The 24,707-nt window shown below is 66.5% G+C and carries 26 protein-coding genes; 18 read left to right on the plus strand and 8 right to left on the minus strand.

Annotation, left to right across the window (positions count from 1 at the left end; translation table 11 throughout):
* The first annotated feature begins 24 nt into the window (after positions 1–24).
* From HMP09_RS12235 to HMP09_RS12245, 3 genes are all read left to right on the plus strand, one after another.
* Entirely contained in the window at positions 25–1,590 is a 1,566-nt protein-coding gene (locus HMP09_RS12235; protein ID WP_176500592.1) for a lysine--tRNA ligase, read from the plus strand.
* Positions 1,591–2,088: 498 nt separating this feature from the next.
* Entirely contained in the window at positions 2,089–3,093 is a 1,005-nt protein-coding gene (locus tag HMP09_RS12240) for a histone deacetylase family protein (protein WP_176500593.1), read from the plus strand.
* On the plus strand, positions 3,083–4,315 hold the full coding sequence (locus tag HMP09_RS12245; protein ID WP_232090231.1) for an MFS transporter: 1,233 nt from the start codon (positions 3,083–3,085) through the stop codon (positions 4,313–4,315). Before HMP09_RS12240 ends, HMP09_RS12245 begins: the two co-directional genes overlap by 11 nt.
* A 170-nt stretch (positions 4,316–4,485) precedes the next feature.
* Here the strand turns inward: HMP09_RS12245 and HMP09_RS12250 are convergent, their stop codons facing one another.
* Positions 4,486–5,727, minus strand: a complete 1,242-nt coding sequence (locus tag HMP09_RS12250) for a dipeptidase (protein ID WP_176500594.1) — start codon at positions 5,725–5,727, stop codon at positions 4,486–4,488.
* A 97-nt stretch (positions 5,728–5,824) separates the two neighbouring features.
* Between HMP09_RS12250 and HMP09_RS12255 the strand changes: the two genes are divergently transcribed.
* Positions 5,825–6,922: an acyltransferase family protein gene (locus HMP09_RS12255; RefSeq protein WP_232090232.1), complete on the plus strand. Its 1,098-nt coding sequence runs from the start codon at positions 5,825–5,827 to the stop codon at positions 6,920–6,922.
* A 9-nt stretch (positions 6,923–6,931) separates the two neighbouring features.
* Here the strand turns inward: HMP09_RS12255 and HMP09_RS12260 are convergent, their stop codons facing one another.
* The 4 genes from HMP09_RS12260 to sucC all read right to left on the minus strand — a co-directional run bounded on the left by HMP09_RS12260 (position 6,932) and on the right by sucC (position 11,272).
* Positions 6,932–7,690 (minus strand): energy transducer TonB, encoded by a 759-nt coding sequence (locus HMP09_RS12260; protein WP_176500595.1) that lies wholly within the window; start codon positions 7,688–7,690, stop codon positions 6,932–6,934.
* 474 nt (positions 7,691–8,164) lie between these two features.
* Positions 8,165–9,094: an electron transfer flavoprotein subunit alpha/FixB family protein gene (locus tag HMP09_RS12265; RefSeq protein ID WP_176500596.1), complete on the minus strand. Its 930-nt coding sequence runs from the start codon at positions 9,092–9,094 to the stop codon at positions 8,165–8,167.
* Positions 9,091–9,837 carry an electron transfer flavoprotein subunit beta/FixA family protein gene (locus tag HMP09_RS12270; RefSeq protein ID WP_055874757.1) on the minus strand — a complete coding sequence of 249 codons (747 nt, stop codon included), beginning with the start codon at positions 9,835–9,837 and terminating at the stop codon, positions 9,091–9,093. The genes HMP09_RS12265 and HMP09_RS12270 overlap by 4 nt, the downstream gene beginning before the upstream one ends.
* A 232-nt stretch (positions 9,838–10,069) precedes the next feature.
* Positions 10,070–11,272 carry an ADP-forming succinate--CoA ligase subunit beta gene (gene sucC, locus HMP09_RS12275; RefSeq protein WP_128454819.1) on the minus strand — a complete coding sequence of 401 codons (1,203 nt, stop codon included), beginning with the start codon at positions 11,270–11,272 and terminating at the stop codon, positions 10,070–10,072.
* Positions 11,273–11,471: 199 nt separating this feature from the next.
* Between sucC and HMP09_RS12280 the strand changes: the two genes are divergently transcribed.
* The gene (locus HMP09_RS12280) at positions 11,472–11,720 is read left to right on the plus strand and encodes a hypothetical protein (protein ID WP_176500597.1); all 249 of its coding nucleotides are present in this window, start codon (positions 11,472–11,474) and stop codon (positions 11,718–11,720) included.
* A gap of 44 nt (positions 11,721–11,764) precedes the next feature.
* A complete protein-coding gene (locus HMP09_RS12285) occupies positions 11,765–12,094 on the plus strand; it encodes a PilZ domain-containing protein (RefSeq protein WP_176500598.1) in 330 nt (109 codons plus the stop codon).
* A gap of 149 nt (positions 12,095–12,243) precedes the next feature.
* Here HMP09_RS12285 and HMP09_RS12290 read toward each other — a convergent pair whose 3' ends face one another.
* Positions 12,244–13,182, minus strand: a complete 939-nt coding sequence (locus HMP09_RS12290; RefSeq protein ID WP_176500599.1) for a ribose-phosphate pyrophosphokinase — start codon at positions 13,180–13,182, stop codon at positions 12,244–12,246.
* Positions 13,183–13,292: 110 nt separating this feature from the next.
* Between HMP09_RS12290 and gltX the strand changes: the two genes are divergently transcribed.
* From gltX to HMP09_RS12340, 10 genes are all read left to right on the plus strand, one after another.
* Complete coding sequence (gene gltX, locus HMP09_RS12295) at positions 13,293–14,618, plus strand: glutamate--tRNA ligase (protein ID WP_176500600.1); 1,326 nt, start codon at positions 13,293–13,295, stop codon at positions 14,616–14,618.
* Positions 14,619–15,165: 547 nt separating this feature from the next.
* Positions 15,166–15,741, plus strand: coding sequence for a TonB family protein (locus HMP09_RS12300; protein ID WP_232090233.1), 576 nt, complete (start codon positions 15,166–15,168; stop codon positions 15,739–15,741).
* A 69-nt stretch (positions 15,742–15,810) separates the two neighbouring features.
* Positions 15,811–16,158, plus strand: coding sequence for a hypothetical protein (locus tag HMP09_RS12305; protein ID WP_176500602.1), 348 nt, complete (start codon positions 15,811–15,813; stop codon positions 16,156–16,158).
* 11 nt (positions 16,159–16,169) lie between these two features.
* Positions 16,170–17,147, plus strand: coding sequence for a bifunctional diaminohydroxyphosphoribosylaminopyrimidine deaminase/5-amino-6-(5-phosphoribosylamino)uracil reductase RibD (ribD, locus tag HMP09_RS12310; RefSeq protein WP_176501747.1), 978 nt, complete (start codon positions 16,170–16,172; stop codon positions 17,145–17,147).
* Positions 17,147–17,758 (plus strand): riboflavin synthase, encoded by a 612-nt coding sequence (locus tag HMP09_RS12315; RefSeq protein ID WP_176500603.1) that lies wholly within the window; start codon positions 17,147–17,149, stop codon positions 17,756–17,758. Before ribD ends, HMP09_RS12315 begins: the two co-directional genes overlap by 1 nt.
* Positions 17,742–18,899, plus strand: a complete 1,158-nt coding sequence (gene ribB, locus HMP09_RS12320) for a 3,4-dihydroxy-2-butanone-4-phosphate synthase (RefSeq protein ID WP_176500604.1) — start codon at positions 17,742–17,744, stop codon at positions 18,897–18,899. The genes HMP09_RS12315 and ribB overlap by 17 nt, the downstream gene beginning before the upstream one ends.
* Positions 18,899–19,321 carry a 6,7-dimethyl-8-ribityllumazine synthase gene (gene ribH / locus HMP09_RS12325; RefSeq protein WP_056419110.1) on the plus strand — a complete coding sequence of 141 codons (423 nt, stop codon included), beginning with the start codon at positions 18,899–18,901 and terminating at the stop codon, positions 19,319–19,321. Before ribB ends, ribH begins: the two co-directional genes overlap by 1 nt.
* 9 nt (positions 19,322–19,330) lie before the next feature.
* A complete protein-coding gene (locus HMP09_RS12330) occupies positions 19,331–19,531 on the plus strand; it encodes a DUF4169 family protein (RefSeq protein ID WP_176500605.1) in 201 nt (66 codons plus the stop codon).
* Between the two features lie 385 nt (positions 19,532–19,916).
* Positions 19,917–20,732: a DUF1206 domain-containing protein gene (locus HMP09_RS12335; protein ID WP_232090876.1), complete on the plus strand. Its 816-nt coding sequence runs from the start codon at positions 19,917–19,919 to the stop codon at positions 20,730–20,732.
* 47 nt (positions 20,733–20,779) lie between these two features.
* Positions 20,780–21,154, plus strand: a complete 375-nt coding sequence (locus tag HMP09_RS12340) for a hypothetical protein (RefSeq protein WP_176500607.1) — start codon at positions 20,780–20,782, stop codon at positions 21,152–21,154.
* 7 nt (positions 21,155–21,161) lie between these two features.
* Here the strand turns inward: HMP09_RS12340 and HMP09_RS12345 are convergent, their stop codons facing one another.
* Both HMP09_RS12345 and HMP09_RS12350 read right to left on the minus strand, forming a co-directional pair.
* Positions 21,162–21,656 (minus strand): hypothetical protein, encoded by a 495-nt coding sequence (locus HMP09_RS12345; protein ID WP_232090234.1) that lies wholly within the window; start codon positions 21,654–21,656, stop codon positions 21,162–21,164.
* 232 nt (positions 21,657–21,888) lie between these two features.
* The gene (locus HMP09_RS12350; protein ID WP_176500608.1) at positions 21,889–22,977 is read right to left on the minus strand and encodes an alkene reductase; all 1,089 of its coding nucleotides are present in this window, start codon (positions 22,975–22,977) and stop codon (positions 21,889–21,891) included.
* Positions 22,978–23,028: 51 nt separating this feature from the next.
* Between HMP09_RS12350 and HMP09_RS12355 the strand changes: the two genes are divergently transcribed.
* Both HMP09_RS12355 and HMP09_RS12360 read left to right on the plus strand, forming a co-directional pair.
* A complete protein-coding gene (locus HMP09_RS12355; RefSeq protein ID WP_176500609.1) occupies positions 23,029–24,006 on the plus strand; it encodes a DMT family transporter in 978 nt (325 codons plus the stop codon).
* A complete protein-coding gene (locus tag HMP09_RS12360) occupies positions 24,003–24,656 on the plus strand; it encodes a COQ9 family protein (RefSeq protein ID WP_176500610.1) in 654 nt (217 codons plus the stop codon). The genes HMP09_RS12355 and HMP09_RS12360 overlap by 4 nt, the downstream gene beginning before the upstream one ends.
* Positions 24,657–24,707 lie beyond the last annotated feature (51 nt).

A 24,707-nucleotide genomic window follows, 5' to 3' on the forward strand; every position in this document is an offset into this window, starting at 1 on the left:
CGCACGCGCTAGTCGCGATGCACTATGACCGATGACCTTCGCACCGCCGCCCTTGAGTCCAAAGCCTGGCCTTATGAGGAGGCGCGCAAACTCCTCAAGCGGTATCCGCAGGGCAAGTCGGGTGCGCCGGTGCTGTTCGAGACGGGCTATGGCCCATCGGGCCTGCCGCATATCGGCACGTTCAACGAGGTTTTGCGCACGACGATGGTGCGCAACGCCTTCCACGCGCTGAGCGACACACCGACGCGACTGATCGCGTTCTCGGACGACATGGACGGCCTGCGCAAGGTGCCCGACAACGTCCCCAATGGCGACATGCTGCGCGAGCATCTCGGCAAGCCGCTGACGCAGATTCCCGATCCGTTCGGTACGCATTCGAGCTTTGCCGCGCACAACAACGCGATCCTGCGCGAATTCCTCGATCGCTACGGCTTCGACTATGAATTCGCGTCGTCGACCGAATATTACACCGGCGGACGTTTCGACGAGGCGCTCAAGGGCGTCCTCCGTCACTTCCAGGGTATCCAGGACGTGATGCTGCCGACGCTGCGGGCCGAACGCCGGGCGACCTATTCGCCCGTGCTGCCGATCTCGCCGACCAGCGGCATCGTGCTGCAGGTGCCGATCGAGGTGATCGACGCCGAAGCGGGCTTGATAGCGTTCGAGGATGAGGGCCAACGGATCGAGCAGAGCGTGCTGGGCGGCAAGGCCAAGCTCCAGTGGAAGGTCGACTGGGCGATGCGCTGGGTCGCGCTCGGCGTCGATTACGAGATGGCAGGCAAGGACCTGATCGACTCGGTCACGCAGTCGTCGAAGATCGCGCGTGTGCTCGGCGGCCGCCCGCCCGAGGGCTTCAACTACGAGATGTTCCTCGACGAGAATGGCGAGAAGATCTCGAAGTCGAAGGGCAATGGGCTCAGCCTCGAGCAGTGGCTGACCTATGGACCCGAGGAGTCGCTGGCGTTCTACGCCTACCGCGAGCCCAAGAAGGCGAAGTCGCTGCACATGGGCGTGATCCCGCGCGCGGTCGACGAATATTGGCAGTTCCGCGGCAATTATGCAGGCCAGGATCTGAAGCAGAAGCTCGGCAACCCGGTCCACCATATCCATGACGGCAAGCTCCCCGACGGCGAATTGCCGGTGACGTTCGGCCTGTTGCTCAATCTCGTCGGGGTGATGGGCGATGCGAGCAAGGAGCAGGTCTGGGGCTATCTCGCCAACTATGTGCCGGACGCGTCGGCGGCGAAATATCCCGAGCTCGACCGGCTGATCGGCTATGCGTTGGCTTATAGCCGCGATTTCGTCGCGCCGACGCTGAAACGCCGCGCGCCCGAGGGTGTCGAGGTCGCGGCGCTCGAGCGGCTCGACGCCGAGCTCGCCGCGCTGCCGGCCGATGCGGGGGCGGAGGATATCCAGAACATCGTCTACGAGATCGGCAAGACCGGCGGGTTCGAGACTCTGCGCGACTGGTTCAAGGCGCTGTACGAGACGTTGCTCGGCTCCGAGCAGGGCCCGCGGATGGGGAGCTTCATCGCGCTGTACGGCGTGGCGAACTCGCGGAAACTGATCGCGGAGGCGTTGGCGCGATAGGGGTACCTTCGCCCAATTGCAGACGCTCGCTTCAAAGCGCATTCTGTAGTGATGAAGCTGCTGCTCTTAATCCCGTCGTTGGCATTGAGCGCGTGTTCGCAATCCGCCGACACGTTCCACGTCTATGACCGACAACATCGAGTGCGTTCTGCGAACGTAGACGTTTGTGGTCGCGTGACTAGGCTCCACCGAGTGGGAAGCCAGCTATTTGGGATTGTGCCGATCTCCTGCGAGGGAGATGGAAAGGTTCACCTGCTTCTGGACAATGGGCGCAAGATCGATTGCCTAATCGGATATGTAACCAGCCTGCCGCAAACGTGGAGATATCAGATCGTGGCGGAAAAATGCGGGCCTCTGCTAAGTCAGTGATGTCTGCTTTCCACCATTCCAGACATTCCTTGGCGCGCCGAACTGCGGCATGCGTGCCTATCGGTTCGCGGACCTGCAGAGTGATCCGTCGGTTCTGTCATCATGACGCGTGCGCAGGGGAAACGAGAGATGCGGTTGTTCTTCGACGAGGCGCAGCGGACTCATGCGCCGGCGCGCGAGCTGCATAATGGGGCGTTCACCGCTTATGCCGAGACGCCTGTGCGGATCGATTCGATCCTGCACGCGCTTGGCCCGGTCGAGGCGCCAGAGGATCGTGGCGAGGCGCCGATCCTCGCGGTGCATTCGGCGGCCTATGTCGCGTTTCTCAAGGATGCCGCGCGGTTGTGGCGCGAGGCGGGGCGCGAGGGTGACGCGATCCCGTACGCGTTTCCGGTCCGGGGACGCCGGCCGCTCGACCTCACCCGGATCGACGCGCTGATCGGCGCGCACAGCTTCGACGCGACCACGCCGATCACGGCCGAGACCTGGGCCGCGTCCTATGGCAGCGCGCAATCCGCGCTTGCCGCGACGCATGCGGTGCTGGGTGGCGACCGCGCCGCGTTCGCGCTGTGTCGGCCGCCGGGGCACCATGCGGGAGCGGATTATTTCGGGGGGTACTGCCACCTCAACACCGCCGCGATCGCTGCGCAGGCCGCACGCGATGCCGGCATCGCGCGCGTTGCGATCCTCGATATCGACTATCACCACGGCAACGGCACGCAGGATATCTTCTACGCCCGCGGCGACGTGTTCTACGCGTCGGTCCACGCCGATCCCAAGACCGACTATCCGTTCTACTGGGGCCATGCCGACGAAACCGGCGAGGGCGACGGGCTCGGCACGACGCTGAACCTGCCCCTCCCCCACGGCACGCAGATCGACGCCTTTCGCGCCGCGCAGACCGCGGCGCTCGACGCGATCGACGCGTTCGACCCCGGCCTGCTCGTCGTCAGCTTCGGCGCGGACACGTGGGAAGGCGATCCGATCTCGCATTTCGCGCTGACCACGCCGGACTATGCGGTGTTCGCCGCCGACATCGCGGCACGCGGACGGCCGACCGTCATCGTGATGGAGGGCGGATATGCGGTCGACGCGCTCGGCCATAACGTCGCGAGTTTCCTGAGTGGGTTCTGAGACGCCGATTGCTCTGGGCACGCGTGCATACCGCCGGCTGACGCTGGCGATGCTGTTCGCGGGGTTTTCCACCTTCTCGCTGCTCTATTCGGTGCAGCCGCTGCTGCCGCTGTTCGCCGCGCAGTACCGGCTGACCGCGGAGGCGGCGTCGCTCGCGGTGTCGCTGGCGACCGGGCCCCTGGCGATCGGCATCCTGTTCGCCGGGTTCGTTTCGGACCGCGTCGGCCGGCGCCCGCTGATGATCGCCGCGATGTTCGCGGCGGGCGCGCTGACCTTGTCGGCGGCGGTCGTGCCGGGGTGGAGCGGGTTGCTCGTGCTGCGCTTCCTAACCGGCGTCGCGCTCGCGGGCGTGCCGGCGGTGGCGATGGCCTATGTCGCGGAGGAGGTCGATGCGGGCGCAGTCGGCGCGGCGATGGGGCTGTATATCGCCGGCAGCGCCCTTGGCGGGATGGCCGGGCGGCTGGTCGTCAGCGTCGTCGCCGATCTCGAAGGCTGGCGGTGGGCGTTGGCCGCCGTCGGGATCGCGGGGCTGGCGATGGCCGAGGCATTCCGCCGGCTTGCGCCGCCGTCGCGCAACTTCACGCCCAGCGTAGGCCGGCCGGGTGCGTTGCTGCGCAGTGCCGGGTCGCTGTTCACCGACCGCGCGATGCCGTTGCTGTATCTCGAGGCGTTCCTGCTGATGGGCGTGTTCGTCACGATCTATAACTATGCGGGCTTCAGGTTGATGAGCCCACCTTATGGCCTGAGCCAGGCCGCGGTAGGCGGCGTGTTCCTGCTGTACGTGCTGGGATCGGTGAGTTCGGCAAAGTTCGGCACGCTGGCAGGACGGCTCGGGCGGCGGAAGGTCTTCTGGATCCCGGTCGTATTGCTGATCACCGGCGTCGCGCTGACCGCAATGACGCCGTTGGCGCTGGTGATCGCAGGGATAGCGGTCGTGACGATCGGCTTCTTCGGCGCGCATTCGATCGCGAGTGCCTGGGTCGGGCGACGCGCCCAAGGTGCGCGCGGACAGGCGGCGGCGTTCTATCTGTTCTTCTATTATATGGGGTCGAGCGTGCTGGGATCGGCCGGCGGGTTTGCCTGGACGCATGCCGGGTGGCCCGGCGTAACGGCATTCTGCCTGTTGCTGGGTATGGCGGCGCTGGCGATCGGACTGGTGCTGCGCACGGTGCCGCCGCTGGTGGTCGAGCCCCCCGTGCCGCAGCGGATGCCGGATCCGTGAGACAAGGCTGTCAGTTGGTCGATGTTCCCCCGCAGTGCAGCCACATACCCGTCATTCCCGCGGAGGCGGGAACCCATATTGGCTGGCTTCACAATAGGATCGCACACTATTGAGGATATGGGTCCCCGCCTGCGCGGGGATGACGACAGGGTATATGTTAGGAACCCGCGTCACCGCGACGCCACGTCGATCGCATCGACTGGCGGCAGACCGGCCATTCCCTTGGCGACCGCCTCGACCCGCTCCATGACGCGGAGGACGTTGCCGCCCGACAGCTTCGTCAGGTCGCCATCGCTCCACCCGCGCCGCGCCAGTTCGGCGAACAGCAGCGGATAGCCGTCGACGCCTTTCAGACCGATCGGCCCGGTCCCCTGGATCCCGTCGAAATCGCCCCCGATCCCGACATGGTCGCGGCCTGCGATCTTGGCGATATGCTCGACATGGTCTGCCACCGTCGCGGCGGTGACCGGAGGTTCAGGATGCGCGGCGTCCCACGCCACCAGCGGCGCGGGCGATTTGGCGCCATAGACGTTGGCCGGCACGCCGATGGATTTTGCATAGGCGGAGCGTCCGATGTCCCAGGCGCGCCACGCGGCTGACAGGAATGATGGGTAGAAGTTCACCATCACCACGCCGCCGTTCGCGCCGATCGCGCGGAGCAGGTCGTCGGGGATGTTGCGCGGCGCGTCGGCGATCGCGCGCGCGCTGGAGTGCGAGGCGATCACCGGCGCCTTGGTCATCGCCAGCGCGGCGGCCATCGTCGCGTCCGAGACGTGGCTGACGTCGACGATCATGCCGATCCGGTTCATCTCGGCGACCACCTGCCGCCCGAAATCGCTGAGCCCGTTGGCGCGCGGCGCATCGGTCGAACTGTCCGCCCAGTTCAGGCTCTTGCCGTGCGTCAGCGTCATATAGGCGACGCCGAGCGCGCGGTACTGACGCAGGACGGAGAGTCGACCGTCGATCTGGTGCCCGCCCTCGACCCCGATTAGCGAGGCGATCCGCCCGGCCTTCTCGATCCGGCGAATGTCGACCGCGGTGGTGGCGAGCTCGAACGTCGCCGGGTTCGCCGCGACGAAGCGGCGGACGATATCAATCTCCTCCAGCGTCATCTCGACCGCGCGCGGCGCGTCCGCGGGGATATAGACCGACCAGAACTGGCCGCCGACATAGCCTTTGCGCAGACGGGGGATGTCGGTCTGGAGCGGGTTCGGCAGATGGGCGGTATCGACCGAGAGATTGACCGCCTCGACCTTCGCATCGTGCAGGTCGCGGATTTCCCAGGCAAGGTCGTTATGGCCGTCGATCACCGGGCTACGCGCCAGCACGCGTTCGACCCGGCGTGACATTTCCGGATCCGGGGCAGCGTCGGGGCTCGCCTGCGCGGCCAACAGCAGGAATGCGGCGATCATGTCTTGGTCCCCAATAGCGTCCGTTTCATCCTGAAGGAGGTGTTCGCGTGCGACAAGCCGGGTAAGGCGCTCGCCGAACGCAGGCGGAGGGTTGGACTTGGATACGGGACAGCCCGAACCGGCGCGCGAGGCGGAGCGACGCCTGTCCACCGCGATCGCGATCGCGCGGCTGATCGGGATCATGGGGATCGTCTATGTCCACGCCTGGACCGGGCGGACTGCGGAAGAGCTGTCGGCGGTGGCGTTTAGCGGCCAGGCGGTTTTCCGCACCGCGTTGGGCGAGATATTCGGGCGTAGCGCCGTACCTTTGCTCGGCATGATCTCGGGCTGGCTGGTCGTCTCGGCCGCGACGCGGCAGCGCTACGGTGCGTTCCTGCGCGGCAAGGCGCGGACGATCCTGCTGCCGATGCTGCTGTGGAACGCGATCGCGATCCTGCTGGTCGGGACGGCGGCGACGTTTGGCGACCTGAAGGCGCCGACGCCATCGAGCATCGGCTGGACGCTGAACGAACTCGTACCGCTGGCGCACGCCAACGACATCAACGTGCAGATGCCGTTCTTGCGCGACCTGTTCGTCTGCATGATTCTTGCCCCGCTGCTGGTGCGCGCATCGACTGCGTGGCTGGCGCTGGTCGCGTCGATCGTGGTCGTCTGGAGCGTGTCCGGCGTGCACGTGCCGCTGTTGTTACGGCCGCAGATCCTGCTGTTCTTCACCGCCGGGATCGCCGCGCGCCGGTTTGGCGTGGCGGAGCGGGTGGCACGGTGGCCGGTCGCCTTGTGCGCTGTGCCGTTCGTCGTGCTTGTCGCGCCGCGACTCTGGACTGCGCTGTTGGGAAACATGTTCTTCGATTCGCATCCGCAGGGGATGGCGGCGTTCGACATCGCCTTTCGGTTGACCTCCGCGGTGCTGTTCTGGCGGGTGGCCTGGGCGCTGGCGGGGAGTCGCGTCGCGGATCGGTTGCGCGGGATCGAGCGCTACGGATTTCTCGCATTCTGCGATCATCTGGTGTTGTTGTGGCTGTTCGGGCCGGTGATCGGTCTGGCGACCGGCGCGATGGGCGCGGCGCTCTATCCGGCGTATCTGCTGGTCCAGCCGTTGCTGGTGCTCGCCGTTACGATCGTTCTGGGACGCGCGTTGATCGCGGTTTCACCGACCGCCGCGCGGGTACTGAGCGGGGGACGGCTCGGGCGGTAGAAGGTTCGATCAGTCGCCGCGCGACGGCGGTCCGCGCTGGTTCACCCATGACTGGTTGCGGACGACGGTCGAGCGGACCGGCCGCCCCGCCGCATCGTGCCAGGGGCGATAGCGAAAGCGCAGTTCGATCAGGCGGCAGGTGGTCGCGTCGAGCACGGCATTGCCGCTGGAGCGTGCGATCAGGCAGTGCGTCACGCTGCCGTCGGTCTCGACCGTGTAGCGCACGCCGACGATGCCGCCCGCGCCAATCACCGCCTCGGCATCGGGGAAGTCCCTGGTCTTGAAGCGCCCCTGCAAGAGGCGTGGCGGGGTTTCGGCGCCACCGTCGCCGTCGCCGTCCCCTGATCGGCCGCTGCCGGTGCCGTTTCCCTCGCCGCCCGCGCCGGTGCCGGGTCCGGGAATCGGTGCGGCGCCGGTGGTGGCGTCGCTGCCGAGGCCGGGTTTGCGTGCGACGACGACGGGTGGCGGTGGGACGACCGGAGGGATGATCGGCGTGGGGACGACGAGTTCGGTGGCCTTCGAGCGGAGGTTCGCCGGGGACGCCGCGCCTTCGGGGCGGTGGCGTCTTGTCGGGCGGGGGATGATCTTTTCGGGCGGCGGTGGCGGTGGTGTAGGGCCGACTGCGAAGGTCTTGAGGGCATCGGGGATTGCTGGCGGGATGGTGACGCCGAGACCGAAGATGAGCGCGTAGCCGATAGCGGCACTCAGTAGCGCGGCACTGGCGGCGGATACCAGGCGGTCGCGCGGGTTCTGTTGGGCGCGGTACATGCCGGGTAATTGGGGAGGTGGGCGGTGGACGGCAACGGGGTGGCGGCAGCGTTCGCTAGCAAGAGCGTGGCTCCTCTACCCACTAGCGGGCGCTGAGGAGCCTTTGGATGAGCCGCTTAGTATTTCGAAGGGGCCGGGATTTTAAAGGACCACCCCGGCGGAGGCCGGGGCCCAATTGGTGAGCCGCTAGTGATGACACGCAACGATCATCAATGCCGTTTCCCACTTGGACCCCGGCCTGCGCCGGGGGGGGGGGGAAGGGTTAGGTAGGCGCTGGTTTGCGAACGTGCAGGATGGTTCGCATCTGCAAACCCTGGCGCATGCTCGATACGAGAACGGGCGGCGCGACCGAGGTCACACCGCCCGTTCCTGGCGCGCGCCGCGGGAGTAAATCCCGCGTCGTCGGTCGGCGCTGGAGCGCCGCCGGCCGGGCTTGCTGTTGCGCTCGGCTTCGCCTTGCGCAGCGGCGTTCGCCTACAGCTTCGCCGTCAACTCCGGCACGATCTTGAACAGATCGCCGACCAGGCCGATGTCCGCGACCTGGAAGATCGGCGCGTCCTCGTCCTTGTTGATCGCGATGATGACCTTCGAGTCCTTCATGCCGGCGAGATGCTGGATCGCGCCCGAGATGCCGATCGCGACATACACTTCCGGGGCGACGATCTTGCCGGTCTGGCCGACCTGATAGTCGTTCGGCGCGTAGCCCGCGTCGACCGCAGCGCGCGAGGCGCCGACGCCGGCACCCAGCTTGTCCGCGAGCGGATCGATCGTCGCGTGGAACTGGTCGCTCGAGGCCAGCGCGCGGCCGCCCGAGACGATGATCTTCGCGCTGGTCAGCTCGGGACGCTCGTTCTTGGCGATCTCCGAGCCGGCGAAGGTCGACAGACCCTTGTCGCCGGTCGAGGCGACCGCTTCGATCTCGCCCGAACCACCCTTGGTCGCAGCCTTGGCAAAGGCCGTGCCGCGCACCGTGATGACCTTCTTGGCATCCGACGACTGCACCGTCGCGATCGCGTTGCCCGCATAGATCGGGCGCGTGAACGTGTCCTCGCTCTCGACCGACAGGATGTCGCTGATCTGCATGACGTCGAGCAATGCGGCGACGCGCGGCGCGATGTTCTTGCCGTGCGTGGTCGACGGCGCGAGGAACGCGTCGTGATGGCCCATCAGCTCGACGATCAGCGGCGCGACGTTTTCCGCCAGCGCATGTGCGAACGCGGCGTCGTCGGCGACATGCACCTTGCCGACGCCGGCGATCTTCGCGGCCTCGGCCGCGACGCCGTCGACGCCCTGGCCGGCGACCAGCAGATGGACTTCACCGAGCTGGCTTGCCGCCGTGACGGCAGACAGCGTGGCATCCTTGACGGCCGTGCCGTCATGTTCGACCCAGACGAGCGTCTTCACTTGGCGACTCCCATTTCCTTGAGCTTGCCGACCAGCGCGTCGACATCGGCGACCTTGATCCCGGCCGAGCGCTTGGCGGGCTCGACGACCTTCAGCGTGGTCAGGCGCGGCGTCACGTCGACGCCGAAATCGGCCGGCGTCTTTTGCGCCATCGGCTTCGACTTGGCCTTCATGATGTTCGGCAACGAGGCATAGCGCGGCTCGTTCAGGCGAAGATCGGTGGTGATGATCGCGGGGAGCTTCAGCGTGTCCGTCTCGGCACCGCCATCGACTTCGCGGGTCACATGAACCGAACCGTCGGCGATCTCGACCTTCGACGCGAACGTGCCCTGGCCCCAGTTAAGGATGCCGGCGAGCATCTGCCCGGTCTGGTTGTTGTCGTCGTCGATCGCCTGCTTGCCGAGGATCACCATGTCGGGCTTCTCCTCCTCGACGATCTTGGCGAGGATCTTGGCGACGCCGAGCGGCTCGACCTTGGTCTCGCTGACGACGAGGATCGCGCGGTCGGCACCCATCGCGAGCGCGGTGCGGAGCGTTTCCTGGCTCTTCTGCTCGCCGATCGAGACGACGACGATCTCCGTCACGCCCTTGTCCTTCAAGCGGATCGCTTCCTCGACCGCGATCTCGTCGAACGGGTTCATGCTCATCTTGACGTTCGCCAGATCGACGCCCGTTCCGTCCGCCTTCACGCGAGGCTTCACGTTGTAGTCAAGCACGCGCTTGACCGGTACCAGCACCTTCATCGGGATTCCTTCCAAGGTGGATATGTTCGTTTCGCCCGCCGGTTGCCCGGCGGCGTTGACCGGTCAGATGGCGGTTTCGAGCCGTTTTCGCAAGTGCGGTACGGAAACATCGCTATGCCGTAGCGTCACGACGACGACCTCACCGGACGAGATGCGGTACCAACGAAAAAGGGCCCGGACGTTTCCGTCCGAGCCCCGTTTTTCGCAGAATCAGTATGCGAAGCGAAGCGCGTTACGCCGCGACCTTCTGCACCTCTGCGACGATCTTCTTGGCTGCATCGCCGAGGTCGTTCGCGGGAACGATCGCCAGGCCGGAGTTCGCTAGGATCTCCTTGCCCTTCTCGACATTGGTGCCCTCGAGACGGACGACGAGCGGCACCGACAGGTTCACTTCCTTCGCCGCGGCGACGATGCCGTCGGCGATGATGTCGCACTTCATGATGCCGCCGAAGATGTTGACGAGTATGCCCTTCACGTTCGGATCCGCGAGGATGATCTTGAACGCCGCCGTCACCTTCTCCTTGTTGGCGCCGCCGCCGACGTCGAGGAAGTTGGCGGGGAACATGCCGTTGAGCTTGATGATGTCCATCGTCGCCATCGCGAGACCGGCGCCGTTGACCATGCAGCCGATGTCGCCGTCGAGCTTGATATAGGCAAGGTCGTACTTCGACGCCTCGAGCTCGGCGGGATCTTCCTCGGTCTCGTCGCGAAGCTGGAGCAGGTCCTTGTGGCGAAACAGCGCGTTGCCGTCGAACGCGACCTTCGCGTCGAGCACCATCAGCTTGCCGTCCTTGGTCACGGCGAGCGGGTTGATCTCGATCTGCTCGGCATCGGTGCCCATGAACGCGTCATACAGCTTCGACGCGGTGCTGGCCGCCTGCTTGGCGAGATCGCCGGTCAGTTCGAGCGCGGCTGCAACCGCGCGGCCGTGATGCGGCATGAAGCCGGTCGCCTGGTCGATGTCGATCGACTGGATCTTCTCGGGGGTGTCGTGCGCGACCGCCTCGATGTCCATGCCGCCCTCGGTCGAGGCCACCATCATCACCCGGCCGGTGGTGCGGTTGAGCGTCAGCGCGAGGTAGAATTCCTTCTCGATGTCGACGCCGTCGGTGACGTACAGGCGGTTGACCTGCTTGCCGGCATCACCCGTCTGGATCGTGACGAGCGTGTTGCCGAGCATGTCGGTCGCCGCCGCGCGAACCTCGTCCTCGGTCTTGGCGAGGCGGACGCCGCCCTTGGCATCGGGGCCGAGCTCGACGAACTTGCCCTTGCCGCGGCCGCCGGCGTGGATCTGCGCCTTGACGACATAGAGCGGTCCGGGAAGCTTCTTCGAGGCCTCGACGGCCTCCTCGACGGTCAGCGCCGCGAAACCGGCGGGGACGGGGACGCCGAACTTGGCCAGCAGTTCCTTGGCCTGGTATTCATGGATGTTCATCGGGAAGGCTCCACGCAATTTTTAGGAAACTCGGGAATTGGGTTGGCGTAAAGCACAGGGCGGGCTGCAAATCCACCCTTAAGGCATTTGCACTTGCGTCTCGTTCTCATTAGCGGAGCATCTCGACTGAATCGGTACGATTTTTCCTTGAGACAATTCGCCTTTTGCCGTGGCGTCTCCCCGCTCCTATACGCGGCCTATGGCGATCTGGCTTGGCCTCTTCCTGTTTCTCTGTGCCGTGATCGGCATGGCGGCGTTTGCCTATGCCGTGCACCGGCGGTCGACGCTCGGCTTCGGCTGGGTCCTGCATGATAGCCACCGCCGCGCGCGCCACTGTAATCGGGAATGGGACCTGTACGCGGCGATCTTTGCGGTGCCGTCGTTCACGATGCTCCTCGCTGCGCCGGTCCGGCGGCGTGTCGTCACATCTCAAGCTGCCGAATCGTAAGACGTTTGGAAATTAGTAACCACTTGGGGAGCAGTATTCCGGACATGACACAGCCGGTCCCCATCCCCCCCGCCGAGCCGCAAGGCCAGGAGCTCCGTCAGGCGCTGCGCAAGGCCGTCAAGATGCGTGCACATCTGCGCGACCGGGGCCAGACGCGATTCGAGATCGAGGTGACGGATTTGTCGCTCTCGGGCTTTCGTGCGGAGACGAGCTTCACGTTGTGGCCGGGGACGGTGGTTTGGTTGACCCTGCCGGGGTTGGCTGCGCTCGAAGCGGTGGTCGCGTGGCGCGACAAGTTCAAATACGGTTGCGCGTTCGCCAAACCGCTGCATCCCGCGGTGTTCGAGCATATCGTGGCGCTGAGCCAGCGATAGGCGGCCGCGTTCTCCTGCGAACGCGGGAGCCCAGGGTTATTCAGCCCGACCTTTAGTTACCCTGGATTCCTGCGTTCGCAGGAAAACAGTCCGTGCCGGGCACTCTCCCTTACGCGGCATCGGCGCGGGTGCGGCCGCGCCGGCGCCCTTCAGTCGAACAGACTCGACACGCTCGTCTCGTCCGCGATCCGCTTGATCGCCTCGCCCAGCAGCGGCGCGATCTGCAGATGGCGAATTTTGCCGTGCGCGTCCTTGATGACCTCATGATTGCCGATCGAGTCGGTGATCACCAGTTCGCGCAACTCGGAGCCTTCGACTCGCGCCACCGCGCCCCCCGACAGCACGCCGTGCGTGACATAGGCGACGACGCCCTCGGCCCCCGCCTCCATCAGCGCGGCCGCCGCATTGCACAGCGTGCCCGCGGAATCGACGATGTCGTCGATCAGGATGCAGAAGCGCCCCTCGACCTCGCCGATGATGTTCATGACTTCCGACTCGCCTGCGCGCTCGCGACGCTTGTCGACGATCGCGAGCGGGGCGTTGTCGAGTCGCTTGGCGAGCACGCGCGCGCGGACCACGCCGCCGACGTCGGGCGACACGACCATCAGGTTCTTGCCCTTGAACCGCGCGATGATGTCCGCCGACATGACCGGCGCCGCGTAGAGATTGTCCGTCGGGATATCGAAGAAACCCTGGATCTGGCCGGCATGCAGGTCGACCGACAACACGCGGTTCGCGCCCGCGACGGTGATCAGGTTGGCGACCAGCTTGGCCGAGATCGGCGTACGCGGGCCCGGTTTCCGATCCTGCCGCGCATAGCCCATATACGGGATCACTGCGGTGATGCGCCGCGCCGACGCACGCTTGAGCGCGTCGATCATGATCAGCAATTCCATGAGGTTGTCGTTGGCAGGATAGCCGGTCGACTGGATCACGAACACGTCCTCGCCGCGGACGTTCTCGTTGATCTCGACGAAGACCTCCTCGTCCGCAAAGCGCCGAACGCTGACGTCGGTCAGCGGAATCTCGAGATAGGCGGAGATTTCCTGCGCCAGCGGCAGGTTCGAATTGCCGGTCATCAGTTTCATGAAGCTATTTCCCGCTCGATATTCCGCACCCCTTAGGCGCACGAATCGTGTCGTGAAAGGGTTGCGTGGAATGGTTTGCCCGGGCGCGCACGGCTACGTACAGCGGCCGGATGACCGTAATCACCCGTTTCGCCCCCTCGCCCACCGGCCGGCTGCACGTCGGCAACATCCGCACCGCGCTCCACAATTGGATGTTCGCGCGGGCGAACGGGGGCACGTTCGTGCTCCGGATCGACGATACCGATCCCGAGCGCAGCGAAGAGCGCTTTGTCGATGCGATCCGCGCCGATCTCGACTGGCTCGGGATGACTCCTGACCTGGAGGAACGGCAGTCGGCGCGGTTCGCGCTGTACGAGGCGCGGTTCGCGGCGCTGGTCGCGAGCGGGCACGTCTATCCGGCGTACGAGACGACGCAGGAACTCGACCTGAAGCGCAAGATCCAGGCTGGGCGCGGGTTGCCGCCGATCTACGACCGCGCGGCGCTGGCGCTCGACGACGCGGCACGCGCCAAGCTGGAGGCGGACGGCGTGCAGCCGCATTGGCGGTTCAAGCTCGATCACGACTCGGCGATCGCCTGGGACGACCTGATCCGCGGCGCGGCGCATTTCGAGGCGAAGACGATGAGCGATCCGGTGATCCGACGCGCCGACGGATCGTGGCTGTACATGCTGCCATCGGCGATCGACGATGCCGAGATGGGCGTGACGCATGTGGTGCGCGGCGAGGACCATGTGTCGAACACCGCGCTCCAGTTGCAGATGTTCGCAGCACTCGGCGTCGCGCCGCCGCGGTTCGCGCATGAGGCCCTGCTGACGGGGGCGGAGGGGAAGCTGTCCAAGCGGCTTGGGTCGCTCGGCGTCGATCATTTCCGTGAGGTCGGGATCGAGCCGCAGGCGGTGCGCGCGCTGCTGGCGCGTATCGGCACGAGCGATCCGGTCGAGCCGATCGCCGACGCCGCGCCGTTGATCGCCGGGTTCGACTTTGCGCGGTTCGGGCGCGCGCCGGCGCGATTCGACGAGGCGGAACTGGCGGCGCTGAACGCGCGGATCCTGCATGCGCTCCCGTTCGAGGCGGTGACCGAGCGCTTGCCCGCGGGCATGACTGTAGCGGCGTGGGAGGCGGTGCGGCCGAACCTCGTCACGCTGGCCGATGCGGCGGATTGGTGGCGCGTGATCGAGGGGCCGGTCGCCGTAGAGGGCGAGGTCGAGGTCGACTATCTCGACCAGGCGCTGGCGGCAGCCGAGTCGATCGACTGGTCGAGCGATCCCTGGCACGCGTTGACGGCGCGGTTGAAGGCGGAGACGGGGCGCAAGGGCAAGGCATTGTTCCTGCCGTTGCGGCGCGCGCTGACCGGGCGCGATCATGGGCCGGACATGGCCGCGCTGCTGCCGCTGATCGGGCGCGAGCGGGCCTTGGCGCGATTGGCGGCGCGCTGATCCCGCCCGCCCTAACGTCGGTCTGCCCCTTATGTTCTCCCGCGAAGGCGGGAGAACAAGGAGTGGCGGGCTGACGGTTGATCGGATCGCAACGGACCTATTCTCGCGGCAGTGGCAGGAGCGCCGCCCCCACCTCCAAACACCACCCCGGCGGAGGCCGGGGCCCAGCTGGAAAGGTCGCAGTAACGACGCGCGCCCTACGTTAGCGACGTCCCCCAACTGGGCCCCGGCCTTCGCCGGGGTGGTGGGTGTGTCCGATGGCGCGCTGCCAAACTGGTCGAATTGATGTGCAAAGCCGGTCTGCCGTTCCCAGTCGCTCGCGAACGCCTCCGGCGCCGATCGGGTAGCGGACGCGCCCCCCCAAAACCCTCTTGCCCCTGAAATGTAATGATGTACCATCCCCAACGGCGGTACCTATCTCGCCGCCATCCTCAAGGAGAAACAGGGGAGACGGAAAATGTACGCGGATCGACCAAACCGGACCGGCGGATTCAATCCCGGGAGTCTCGGAATCGCGCTAGCCGTAAATGGCGCTGTTATCGGCGCGTTGTTCTTTGCCGCCCCGCACGTCCTGCCGTTCGTGCCCGACAAGCCGCTCGTCACCTATGTGCCCTACACCCCACCGCCGCCGCCCGAGCCGGTTCCGCCCGCCGATCCGCTGATCCGTCAGCAACCGCGCCCCGCCCCGCGTCCCGACGCACCGATCCCGCAGGTCCCGACGCGCACGGATGCCCGCTTCGAGGTCGCCCCCGACCCGCTTCCCTATACGCCGCCGATCGAGGTCGAAGGCACCGGCACAGGCACCGTCGTGGTCGATCCGCCGAAAGCGGCACCCGTGTTCGTCCAGCCCGGGATCGACCCGCGCTATGCCGCCGTTTTTCAGCCGAGCTACCCATCCGAGGAACGCCGCGCCGAACGCGAAGGCCGCGTCGTCGTCCGCGTGTTCGTCGGCACCGACGGACGCGTGAAACAGGTCGAGCGGGTCAGCGCGACCACCGACGCCTTCTACCGCGCGACGCTGGACCGTGCGCTGTCAAAGTGGCGGTTCAAGCCCGCGACGCGCGACGGCGTCCCGGTCGAGGCGTGGCGATCGATCGCGCTGACGTTCGTGCTCCAGAACTAAAGCTGCCGAAACCAAAGCTTGCGGGTGCGGGGCTGGCCTAGCTGGCTCCGCCCCCCTATCTTGGTGCGCATGGGCTTTTTCAGTCGTTTCACGCCGATCGTCGCCTATCGCGACCTGCGGCTCTTCTTCAGCCAGCGCCGGCCGTACGAGCTCGTGTTTCTTGTCGCCGCGCTCGGCGTCACTAGCTTCCTGATCTACGCGTTCATGAAGGATTCGTACGTCGAGAAGGAATATCGCCCGAAGATCATCTATGTCGAGCAATGGCCCGCGGATCGTACCGATGCGCAGATCGTCGCGCAGCAGAAGATCGACGCGCCGGTAAAGGCCAAGGCGCTCGCCGAACAGAAGGCCCGGGAGGATGCGCAGCGTGCCTCGTTCAAGCGGCTGGACGACAAGCTCAAGGCGATGGGAATCTGACCGGGGGGGATCTGACCGACCAGCGCTGGCTCGGCGCCGCGCTTACGCTCGCCGAGCGTGGTCGTGGCAGGACGGCGCCCAATCCCAATGTCGGCTGCGTGATCGTACGCGACGGCCGCGTCGTCGGGCGCGGCTGGACGCAGCCGGGCGGTCGTCCGCATGCCGAAGCGATGGCGCTGGCCGAGGCTGGAACGAACGCGCGGGGCGCCACCGCCTATGTCACGCTCGAGCCCTGCGCGCACCGATCGACCCGCGGGCCAGCCTGTAGCGACCTGCTGATCGAGGCGGGCGTCGCACGAGTCGTCGCGGCGCTGGAAGATCCCGACGCCCGCACCGCCGGCCAGGGGTTCTCCCGGCTTCGGGAAGCAGGCCTCCTCGCGACATCCGGCATGCGTTCGGACGAGGCCCGCCGTTCGATGGCCGGGTTTCTCACGCGGCAGGCGCTCGGTCGTCCCCATGTCACGCTCAAGCTTGCGACATCGCTCGATGGCTGCATCGCGATAGCGGACGGGTCGAGTCGCTGGATCACCGGCCCGCAGGCCCGCGCGCACGCGCATCTCGAGCGGAGTCGACACGAAGCGATCCTCGTCGGGCGTGGCACATATGCGGCCGATGCACCGCGACTCGATGTGCGGCTGCCGGGTCTGGAAGATCGCGCGCCGAAACGCGTGCTTCTATCCTCGACCATACACGACATGCCCGGCTGGACCGTGATCGCCGCCCCGCACGCCATCGCCACGCTCCCCAATGTCGACCACATCCTGGTCGAAGGCGGCGCTGCCGTAGCGTCGGCGTTCCTCGCGGCCGATCTGGTCGACCGCCTCCTTCTCTACCGCGCACCGATTCTCATCGGCGGCGGCAAGCACGCACTGCGCGATATCGGCCTCACCGACCTGACCAAGGCGCATGATCGCTGGGCGATCGTCGATGCGCGGCAACTTGGCATGGACCGGCTCGAGGTCTACGAGCGCGAACGAAACGAGGGATAATGTTCACCGGAATCGTCACCGACATAGGCACCGTCACAACCGTGGAGTCGCAGGGCGACACCCGCGTCCTTGTCAGCACTGCCTATGATACCACCACCGTCGATCTCGGCGCGTCGATCTCCTGCTCGGGCGTCTGCCTGACCGTCGTGGATAAAGGCCCCAATTGGTTCGCGGTCGACGTCTCCGGCGAGACGGTCAGCCGCACGGCGAAGGACCAGTGGACCGAGGGCCGGAAATTCAATCTCGAACGCGCGATGAAGCTCGGCGACGAGCTTGGCGGCCACATCGTCACGGGCCATGTCGATGGGCTCGGCACCGTCGTCGCGCTTGCGGAGGAAGGCGGCTCGCACCGCGTCACGATCCGCGCAGGCGCCGATATCGCGCCGTTCATCGCGCCCAAAGGTTCGGTGACGATCGACGGCGTCTCGCTCACCGTGAACAGCGTCCGGGACAGTGAGGGAGAGGTCGAGTTCGGCCTCAACATCATCCCGCATACCTGGGCGGTCACCACGCTCGGAACGATCCAGATGGGGCAGTCGGTCAATATCGAGATCGACGTCCTTGCCCGCTACCTCCAAAGAATGGAGCATTACCGTGCCTCTGCCCGCTGAGCTTGCCCGTCTGAAGCATGGTTATCTCTCCAGCCCCGAAGAGATCATCGACGAGGCGCGCAACGGCCGGATGTTCATTCTGGTCGACGACGAGGACCGCGAGAACGAGGGCGACCTCGTCATCCCTGCGCAGATGGCGACGCCTGAGAAGATCAACTTCATGGCCAAATACGGTCGCGGCCTGATCTGCCTCGCGCTCACCAGGGATCGTACCGAAGAGCTCGGACTCGAGCTGATGAGCCGCAACAACGGCACGCGGCACGAAACCGCGTTCACCGTGTCGATCGAGGCGCTCGAGGGCGTCACCACGGGTATTTCCGCGGCAGATCGTGCGCGGACCATCGCGGTGGCGGTCGATGCGACCAAGGGCAAGCCGGACATTGTTACCCCCGGCCACGTCTTCCCGCTGGTCGCGCGCGACGGCGGCGTGCTGATCCGCGCCGGCCATACCGAGGCGGCGGTCGACGTCGCGCGGCTTGCCGGGCTCAACCCCTCGGGCGTGATCTGCGAGATCATGAACGAGGACGGCACGATGGCGCGGATGGACGATCTCGTCACCTTCGCGCAGTTCCACAACGTCAAGATCGGCACGATCCGCGACCTGATCGCGTATCGCCGCCGCTACGATCACCTCGTCGAGAAGCGTGCCGAGGCCAGCTTCACCTCGGAATGGGGTGGCGACTGGACCGCGCTGACGTTCTGGAACAAGGCAACCGGCACCGAGCAGGTCGCGCTGGTCAAGGGCAAGATCGACCCCGCCACGCCGACGCTCGTCCGCATGCACGCGCTGTCGCCGTTCGCGGATATCTTCGGTGAATCGGGCGATCGCGGCCGCATTCTGGCGCGTTCGATGCAGATGATCGCGGACGAGGGCGCCGGCGTGATCGTCGTCATCAACCGCCCGCGCAGCAACACCTTCACCTCGGCGGTCATGAAGAAGGCCGGTGCGGAGATCACGCCCGACATGGAGGAACTGCGCGACTATGGCGTCGGCGCGATGATCCTGACCGAGCTCGGCGTGCACGACATGGTGCTGATCACCAACACGCACCACACGCTGGTCGGGCTCGACGGCTATGGCCTGTCGATCGTCGGCGAGCGGCGGATCGCATCCCTGGATACCGAAGAAAGCGCAAACTGATGGCCCATCTCCTCATCGTCGAAGCCCGGTTCTACGATCACCTCAACGACCTGCTGGTCGAGGGCGCGAAGGCCGCGATCGAAGCCGCCGGCCACACGCACGAGACGATCACCGTGCCCGGCGCGCTCGAAGTCCCCGGCGCGATCGCGCTGGCGGCCGAGAGCGAGACGTTCGATGCATACGTCGCGCTGGGCGTCGTGATCCGCGGCGAGACCTATCATTTCGAGATCGTCGCAGGCGAGAGCGCACGCGGCATCATGCAGCTGACGATGGACGGCCTGCCGATCGGCAACGGCATACTGACCACCGAGAACGAGGCGCAGGCGCTCACACGTGCCAAGCCGACCGAAGGCGACAAGGGTGGTGGTGCAGCGAACGCGGCGCTGGCGATGCTGGCGCTCAAGGACCGCTTCCTCGCATGAGCGACGCGCGTGGGTGAGGTGATCAACCTGCGACTTGCGCGCAAGCAGCGCGCTCGGGCCGAGGCGTCGGTGCGGGCGGACCAGAACCGGCGCGTGTTCGGGCGGACAGCGGCGGAAAAGACGAGGGACGCGGCCGAGCACGCTCGGATCGACGCGACGCTCGACGGCGCTAGACTTGAGGGTCTCACACCCGACAAATCTGCGGAATAATCTCACCCTCACCCTTCCCACGGGAGGATGTCGCGGATCCCACCCCTCTCCATTGGGAGAGGACGCGATGGCAAAGCCGGCGATGGGCTAGAGTGAGGGCAAAGCTGAAATCCTCCCCCGCCAGGGGGAGGTGGCAGGCGTCAGCCTGACGGAGGGGGAGGTAAGCGATACCCTCCGTGCCGTGTCCGCCCCCTCCGTCGCCTACGGCGCCACCTCCCCCTGGCGGGGGAGGATCGTGAAGTCGGCGCGCTTGGATCGACGGCGTAGAAAACGCTCACGACCCCCGAACGCAAATCACCCCGCCCCTACAGGACTCCCCTCACCGCCCAGCCGCAGGAACGTCGCGCCCCCAGCGCCGTTATGCCCCCGTAACAAAGTGGCCATCATGATTTCGGATGCGAATGCGACGTTGCTCGCCAAGCTCGGCTTTGCCGCCCGCGGCATAGTCTACATCCTCGTCGGCTGGTTCGCGGTCGACGCGGCACTGCGCGGCGGGAAGATCGCCGACAATCAGGGCGCGATTGGGTCGATGGCGGACGAGCCGTTCGGCCCGTTCCTGCTCGCGATCGTCGCCGCAGGGCTGCTCGGCTACGCGATCTGGCGGCTGACCGAGGCCGCTGCCAATCCGGAGGGGATCGGTAGCGACATCAAGGGAAGCCTCAAACGCATCGGCCATGTCGTCAGCGGGATCGCCCACCTGATCCTCGCGTGGACCGCCGCCAAGCTCGCGATGAAATCCGGATCGCGCGATACCGCCGTCTCGCCCGGCGACGAGAGCGCCCGCGACTGGACCGCGTTGCTGCTCGACCAGCCCGCTGGCCGCGTTCTGGTCGGCGCGGTCGCGATCGGCATCCTCGTCGCGGGCTTCCAGCAGGCAAAGAAGGCGTGGCGCGGCGACTTCATCCACGATCTGCGCGGCGATGCCCCTGCCCCCGGCTATGTCTGCACGATGGGCCGGATCGGCTACAGCGCGCGCGCGCTCGTGTTTCTGATCGTCGCGGGGCTGTTCGGACTCGCCGCGTGGACCGCACATGCGAGCGACGCGGGCGGCGTGGCCGAGGCGCTGGAGCGACTGCAGTCGCAACCGGGTGGGAAGTGGCTCCTCGCGCTGACCGGGATCGGTCTGGCGCTGTTCGGCGCGTACAGCCTGATCGAGGCGCGCTTCCGGCGGCTCCATGTCAATCTTCCCGGAACCAGTTAACCGGACGACAGCATATCGTTAAGGCGCGGATGTTAACCGGCATCAATATGTATACGATCGCCTTCGACGTTCCGACCAAGACTCTCATCATCGTCACCGAAGGGTTCTGGTCGGTCGCGACGACCGCGGCGTTCTCCGCCGAACTGCTCGCACGGGGTACGGCGGCGCGGGTGTATCATGGGCGGTTCGTCGTGCTCGCCGACCTGCGCAAGGCGGCGATCCAGCCGCTGAAGGTCATCGATGCGCTCGAAGCGATGATGCCCAAGGCCCTGAAGGTGACGTCTGCGCCGATCGCCGCGGTGGTCGCGTCGCATTTGGCCAAGCTCCAGACCGAACGCTATCTGAAGGCCGAGAATTGCCGCACCTTCCTCGACATCGACGCGGCGAAGGCATGGCTGGCCGGGGATCGCATGCCGGCCTGAGCTGCCGTCAGCCTTCGCCGGCCGTTTCCAGCAGCGCCGCCTCGACCTCCTCGACGCTGATCCCGAACGCGCCTGCCAGTGCCGACATCGACGCGCCGCGATCCGCGAGAGTCCGTATCCGCTTCGAATCGACGATGGTCGTATAGCCGCGCGTATCGCGCTCCTTCTTCGTCTCCTCGCCACTGCGCGCGAGTGCACCCGAGCGACGGCGTTTGGAGATCTTCAGCGCTTCGACATCATTGGTTGGTGGCGCATTCAAGCGCGCCTCGATCCGCTGATCCTCCTCGATCCGGCGCGCCTCGCGCGCACGCTCGCGCTCCTGGGACTGGAGATCGCGCTGGGCGAGCCGCGATTCAGACCGTTGCTCGGACGCGGCAAGCCGCTCCCTCGCGCGCTGCTCGCGGCCGTTGGCGCGCTCCTCCGCCCGCTTTGCGGCACGGTCGGCGGTGCCGGGCATGAGCGGCCCCGTTCCCCTGCCGCCGCTCGGCCAACCGTCGGTCATTCGATATCCTGTCGTCACCGGTGCGCCGTACGACGCGGAGGCGCGCTGCTAGGCGATGGCGGCACCGGTGACCAGAGGTTCGTCCCTCACGATCCTCCCCGGCAGGGGGAGGTATCGTCGAAGGTGATGGAAGGGGGAGGAACAACGTTCGTGCGTACCTCCCCCTCCATCAGGCTGGCGCCTGCCCCCTCCCCCTTGCGGGGGGAGGATCGAGCGCCGAGCCGGTTCGCGCTTATGCGTTCGCAGTCTCGAGCGCGGGGTAGTCGATGTACCCCTCGGGGCCCTGGCTGTACCACGTCTTCGCATCGTCCTTCGCCAGCGGCGCGCCGGTGCGCAGCCGCTCGGGCAGGTCCGGGTTCGCGATGAACGTACGACCGAAGGTGATCGCGTCGGCATTGCCCGAATCGAGTTCGGCCTGTGCCTCCTCGACGCTGGTATAGTCCGAGTTCACGATCAGCACGCCGTTGAACACCTTGCGGATCTCGGGGCTGAGCTTGGGCACGTCGGTCTTGCCGAACGTACCATCGGGACCAGGCTCGCGCAGTTCGAGGAACGCGATGCCGAGGTCCGACAGCGCCTTGGCCGCTGCGGTGAACAACTCCTTCGGGTTACTGTCGTCGACGCCCTGCGAATCGCCATTGGGCGACAGGCGCACGCTGACGCGGTCGGCACCGGCGACCGCGATGACGCGCTCGGCGACTTCACGGAGTAGGCGCACGCGGTTCTCGATCGAGCCACCATATTCGTCGGTGCGGCTGTTGGCGTTGTCGCGCAGGAACTGGTCGATCAGATAGCCATTGGCGGCATGGATCTGCACGCCGTCGAAGCCAGCTGCCAACGCATTCTTCGTCGCCAGCTCGTAATCGTTCAGCAGGCGCGGGATCTCGTTCAGTTCGAGCGGACGCGCGACCTCGAAATCCTGCTTGCCCTCGAACGTGTGCGCCTGGCCTTCGGTCGCGGTTGCCGACGACGAAACCGGCTGCATGCCGATCACCGACGAATGGACCTGGCGACCCATGTGCCACAGCTGCGCGACGATGCGACCACCAGCGGCGTGGACCGCGTCCGTGACGGGCTTCCAGGCGGCGACCTGCGCATCGGTCCACAGACCCGGCGCGAACGGCCAGCCGAGGCCTTCGCGGCTGATGCCGGTGGCCTCCGAGATGATCAGGCCGGCGCTTGCCCGCTGCGTATAATAGTCGACCATGATGTCGGTCGGCACCGCATCCCTGTCGGCACGCCCGCGCGTGAGCGGCGCCATGATGATGCGGTTCGGCGCGTCGATGGCACCAAGAGTAATCGGATCGAAAAGGCTAGGCATGGGGGCTCCTTATTGGCCTGACGGGCGCAAGATAGGAGGCTACAGGGCGGCATGCATCGCCCCGACCCGCAAACATTATCTAGCCTGCCCGATACGGCACATGCGGTATCGCCGCCCGCGCCGGGGCTGGTCGCGTTCGCCGCGCTGGTCGTCGCCAACGTCGCGCTCGCGTTCGGACCGTGGTTCGTGCGCGCGACCGAAGTCGGACCGGTCGCCGCGGGGTTCTGGCGCCTGACGCTCGCCGTACCGTTCCTGGTCGCGCTGGCGGTGCAGCAGGGCGCGCGACCGACCAGGCTGGGCCGCGGCGTGTGGATCGGGCTGATCGTCGGCGGCGTGTGTTTTGCGGCCGATCTCGGCGCGTGGCATCTCGGCATCCGGCGCACGACGCTCGCCAATGCGACGTTGTTCGGCAACGCGGCGACGCTGATCTTCCCGATCTATGGCTTCCTGGTCGCCAAGGCATGGCCGACGCGGACGCAGGGCTGGGCGCTGGTGCTGGCGGCGGCGGGGGCTGCGCTGTTGCTGGGGCGCTCGTACCAACTCGATGCCAAGAACCTCGTGGGCGACCTGCTCTGCATTCTCGCGGGGCTGCTCTACACGGTCTATTTCATCCTGATGGCGCGCGCGCGGGCGACGCTGGCGCCGCTGTCCGCGCTGACCCTGTCGACGCTCGCCGGGATCGTGCCGCTGCTCGTGTTCGCGCTGGCGATGGGCGAGCGGGTGTGGCCGACGCACTGGGGCCCACTGATCGGGCTCGCCTTGTGCAGCCAGGTGCTTGGCCAGGGGCTGATGATCTATGCGCTCGGCCGGTTCACGCCGCTGGTGATCGGGATCGCATTGCTCATCCAGCCTGTGGTTGCCGGTGTGGTGGGCTGGCTGGTGTACGGCGAACGGCTCGGCGCGGCGGATCTGGTCGGTGTCGTGATGGTGGCGGTCGCGCTGGTGCTCGTCCGCCAGGGACCTCCCCCCGAATTACCTCTTGAAGACGCGCGTGATACGTCTGATTTTGAACGGCAGGAGACGGTATGACCCAGGACCTTACGCTCGACGAAATCCGCGCAAAGCTTGCGCCTGGCATCGCCGCCAACGCGGCGTTCGACGGCTGGAGCGATGCCGCGCGCGACATGGCCGCGCAGGCCGAGGGGATCGACACCGATATCGCCGCGCTGGCCTTTAAGGACGGTCCGGTCGACATGATCGACGCGTGGTTCGCGCATATCGACCGCGTGATGCTCGCCGCAGTGCCGCCCGAACGCCTCGCGCTGATGAAGATCCGCGAAAAGATCACCGCGCTGGTCGAGGCACGCCTCGATGCGACATCGATCGACCGCGAATCGCTGCGCCGCGCGCTGGCGGTCCTCGCACTCCCGCAGAATCTGGCGAAGGCGACGCGGCTCGGCTGGCGGACGGTGGACACGATCTGGCGGGCCGCGGGCGATGTCGCGACCGACTATAACTATTACACCAAGCGCACGATCCTGCTCGGCGTCTATGCGTCGACGATCACCGTCTTCCTCGATGACGACAGCGAAGGCCTTGCCGAGACCCGGGCGTTCCTCGGTCGCCGGATCAGCGGGATCATGCAGTTCGAAAAGGCCAAGGCCGGTTTCCTCAAGCGCACCGAGCACGGCTTCAGCCTGTCGCGATTCGTCGGCCGCCTACGCTATCCGACCGCGTGAGGGCTTGGGCGCAGCCCGACCGGAGGCTCGTCATCTCGGGCGCGACTCAGA

It is taken from the genome of Sphingomonas sp. HMP9 (genome assembly GCF_013374115.1).
In the GTDB taxonomy this organism is placed as follows: Bacteria; Pseudomonadota; Alphaproteobacteria; order Sphingomonadales; family Sphingomonadaceae; genus Sphingomonas.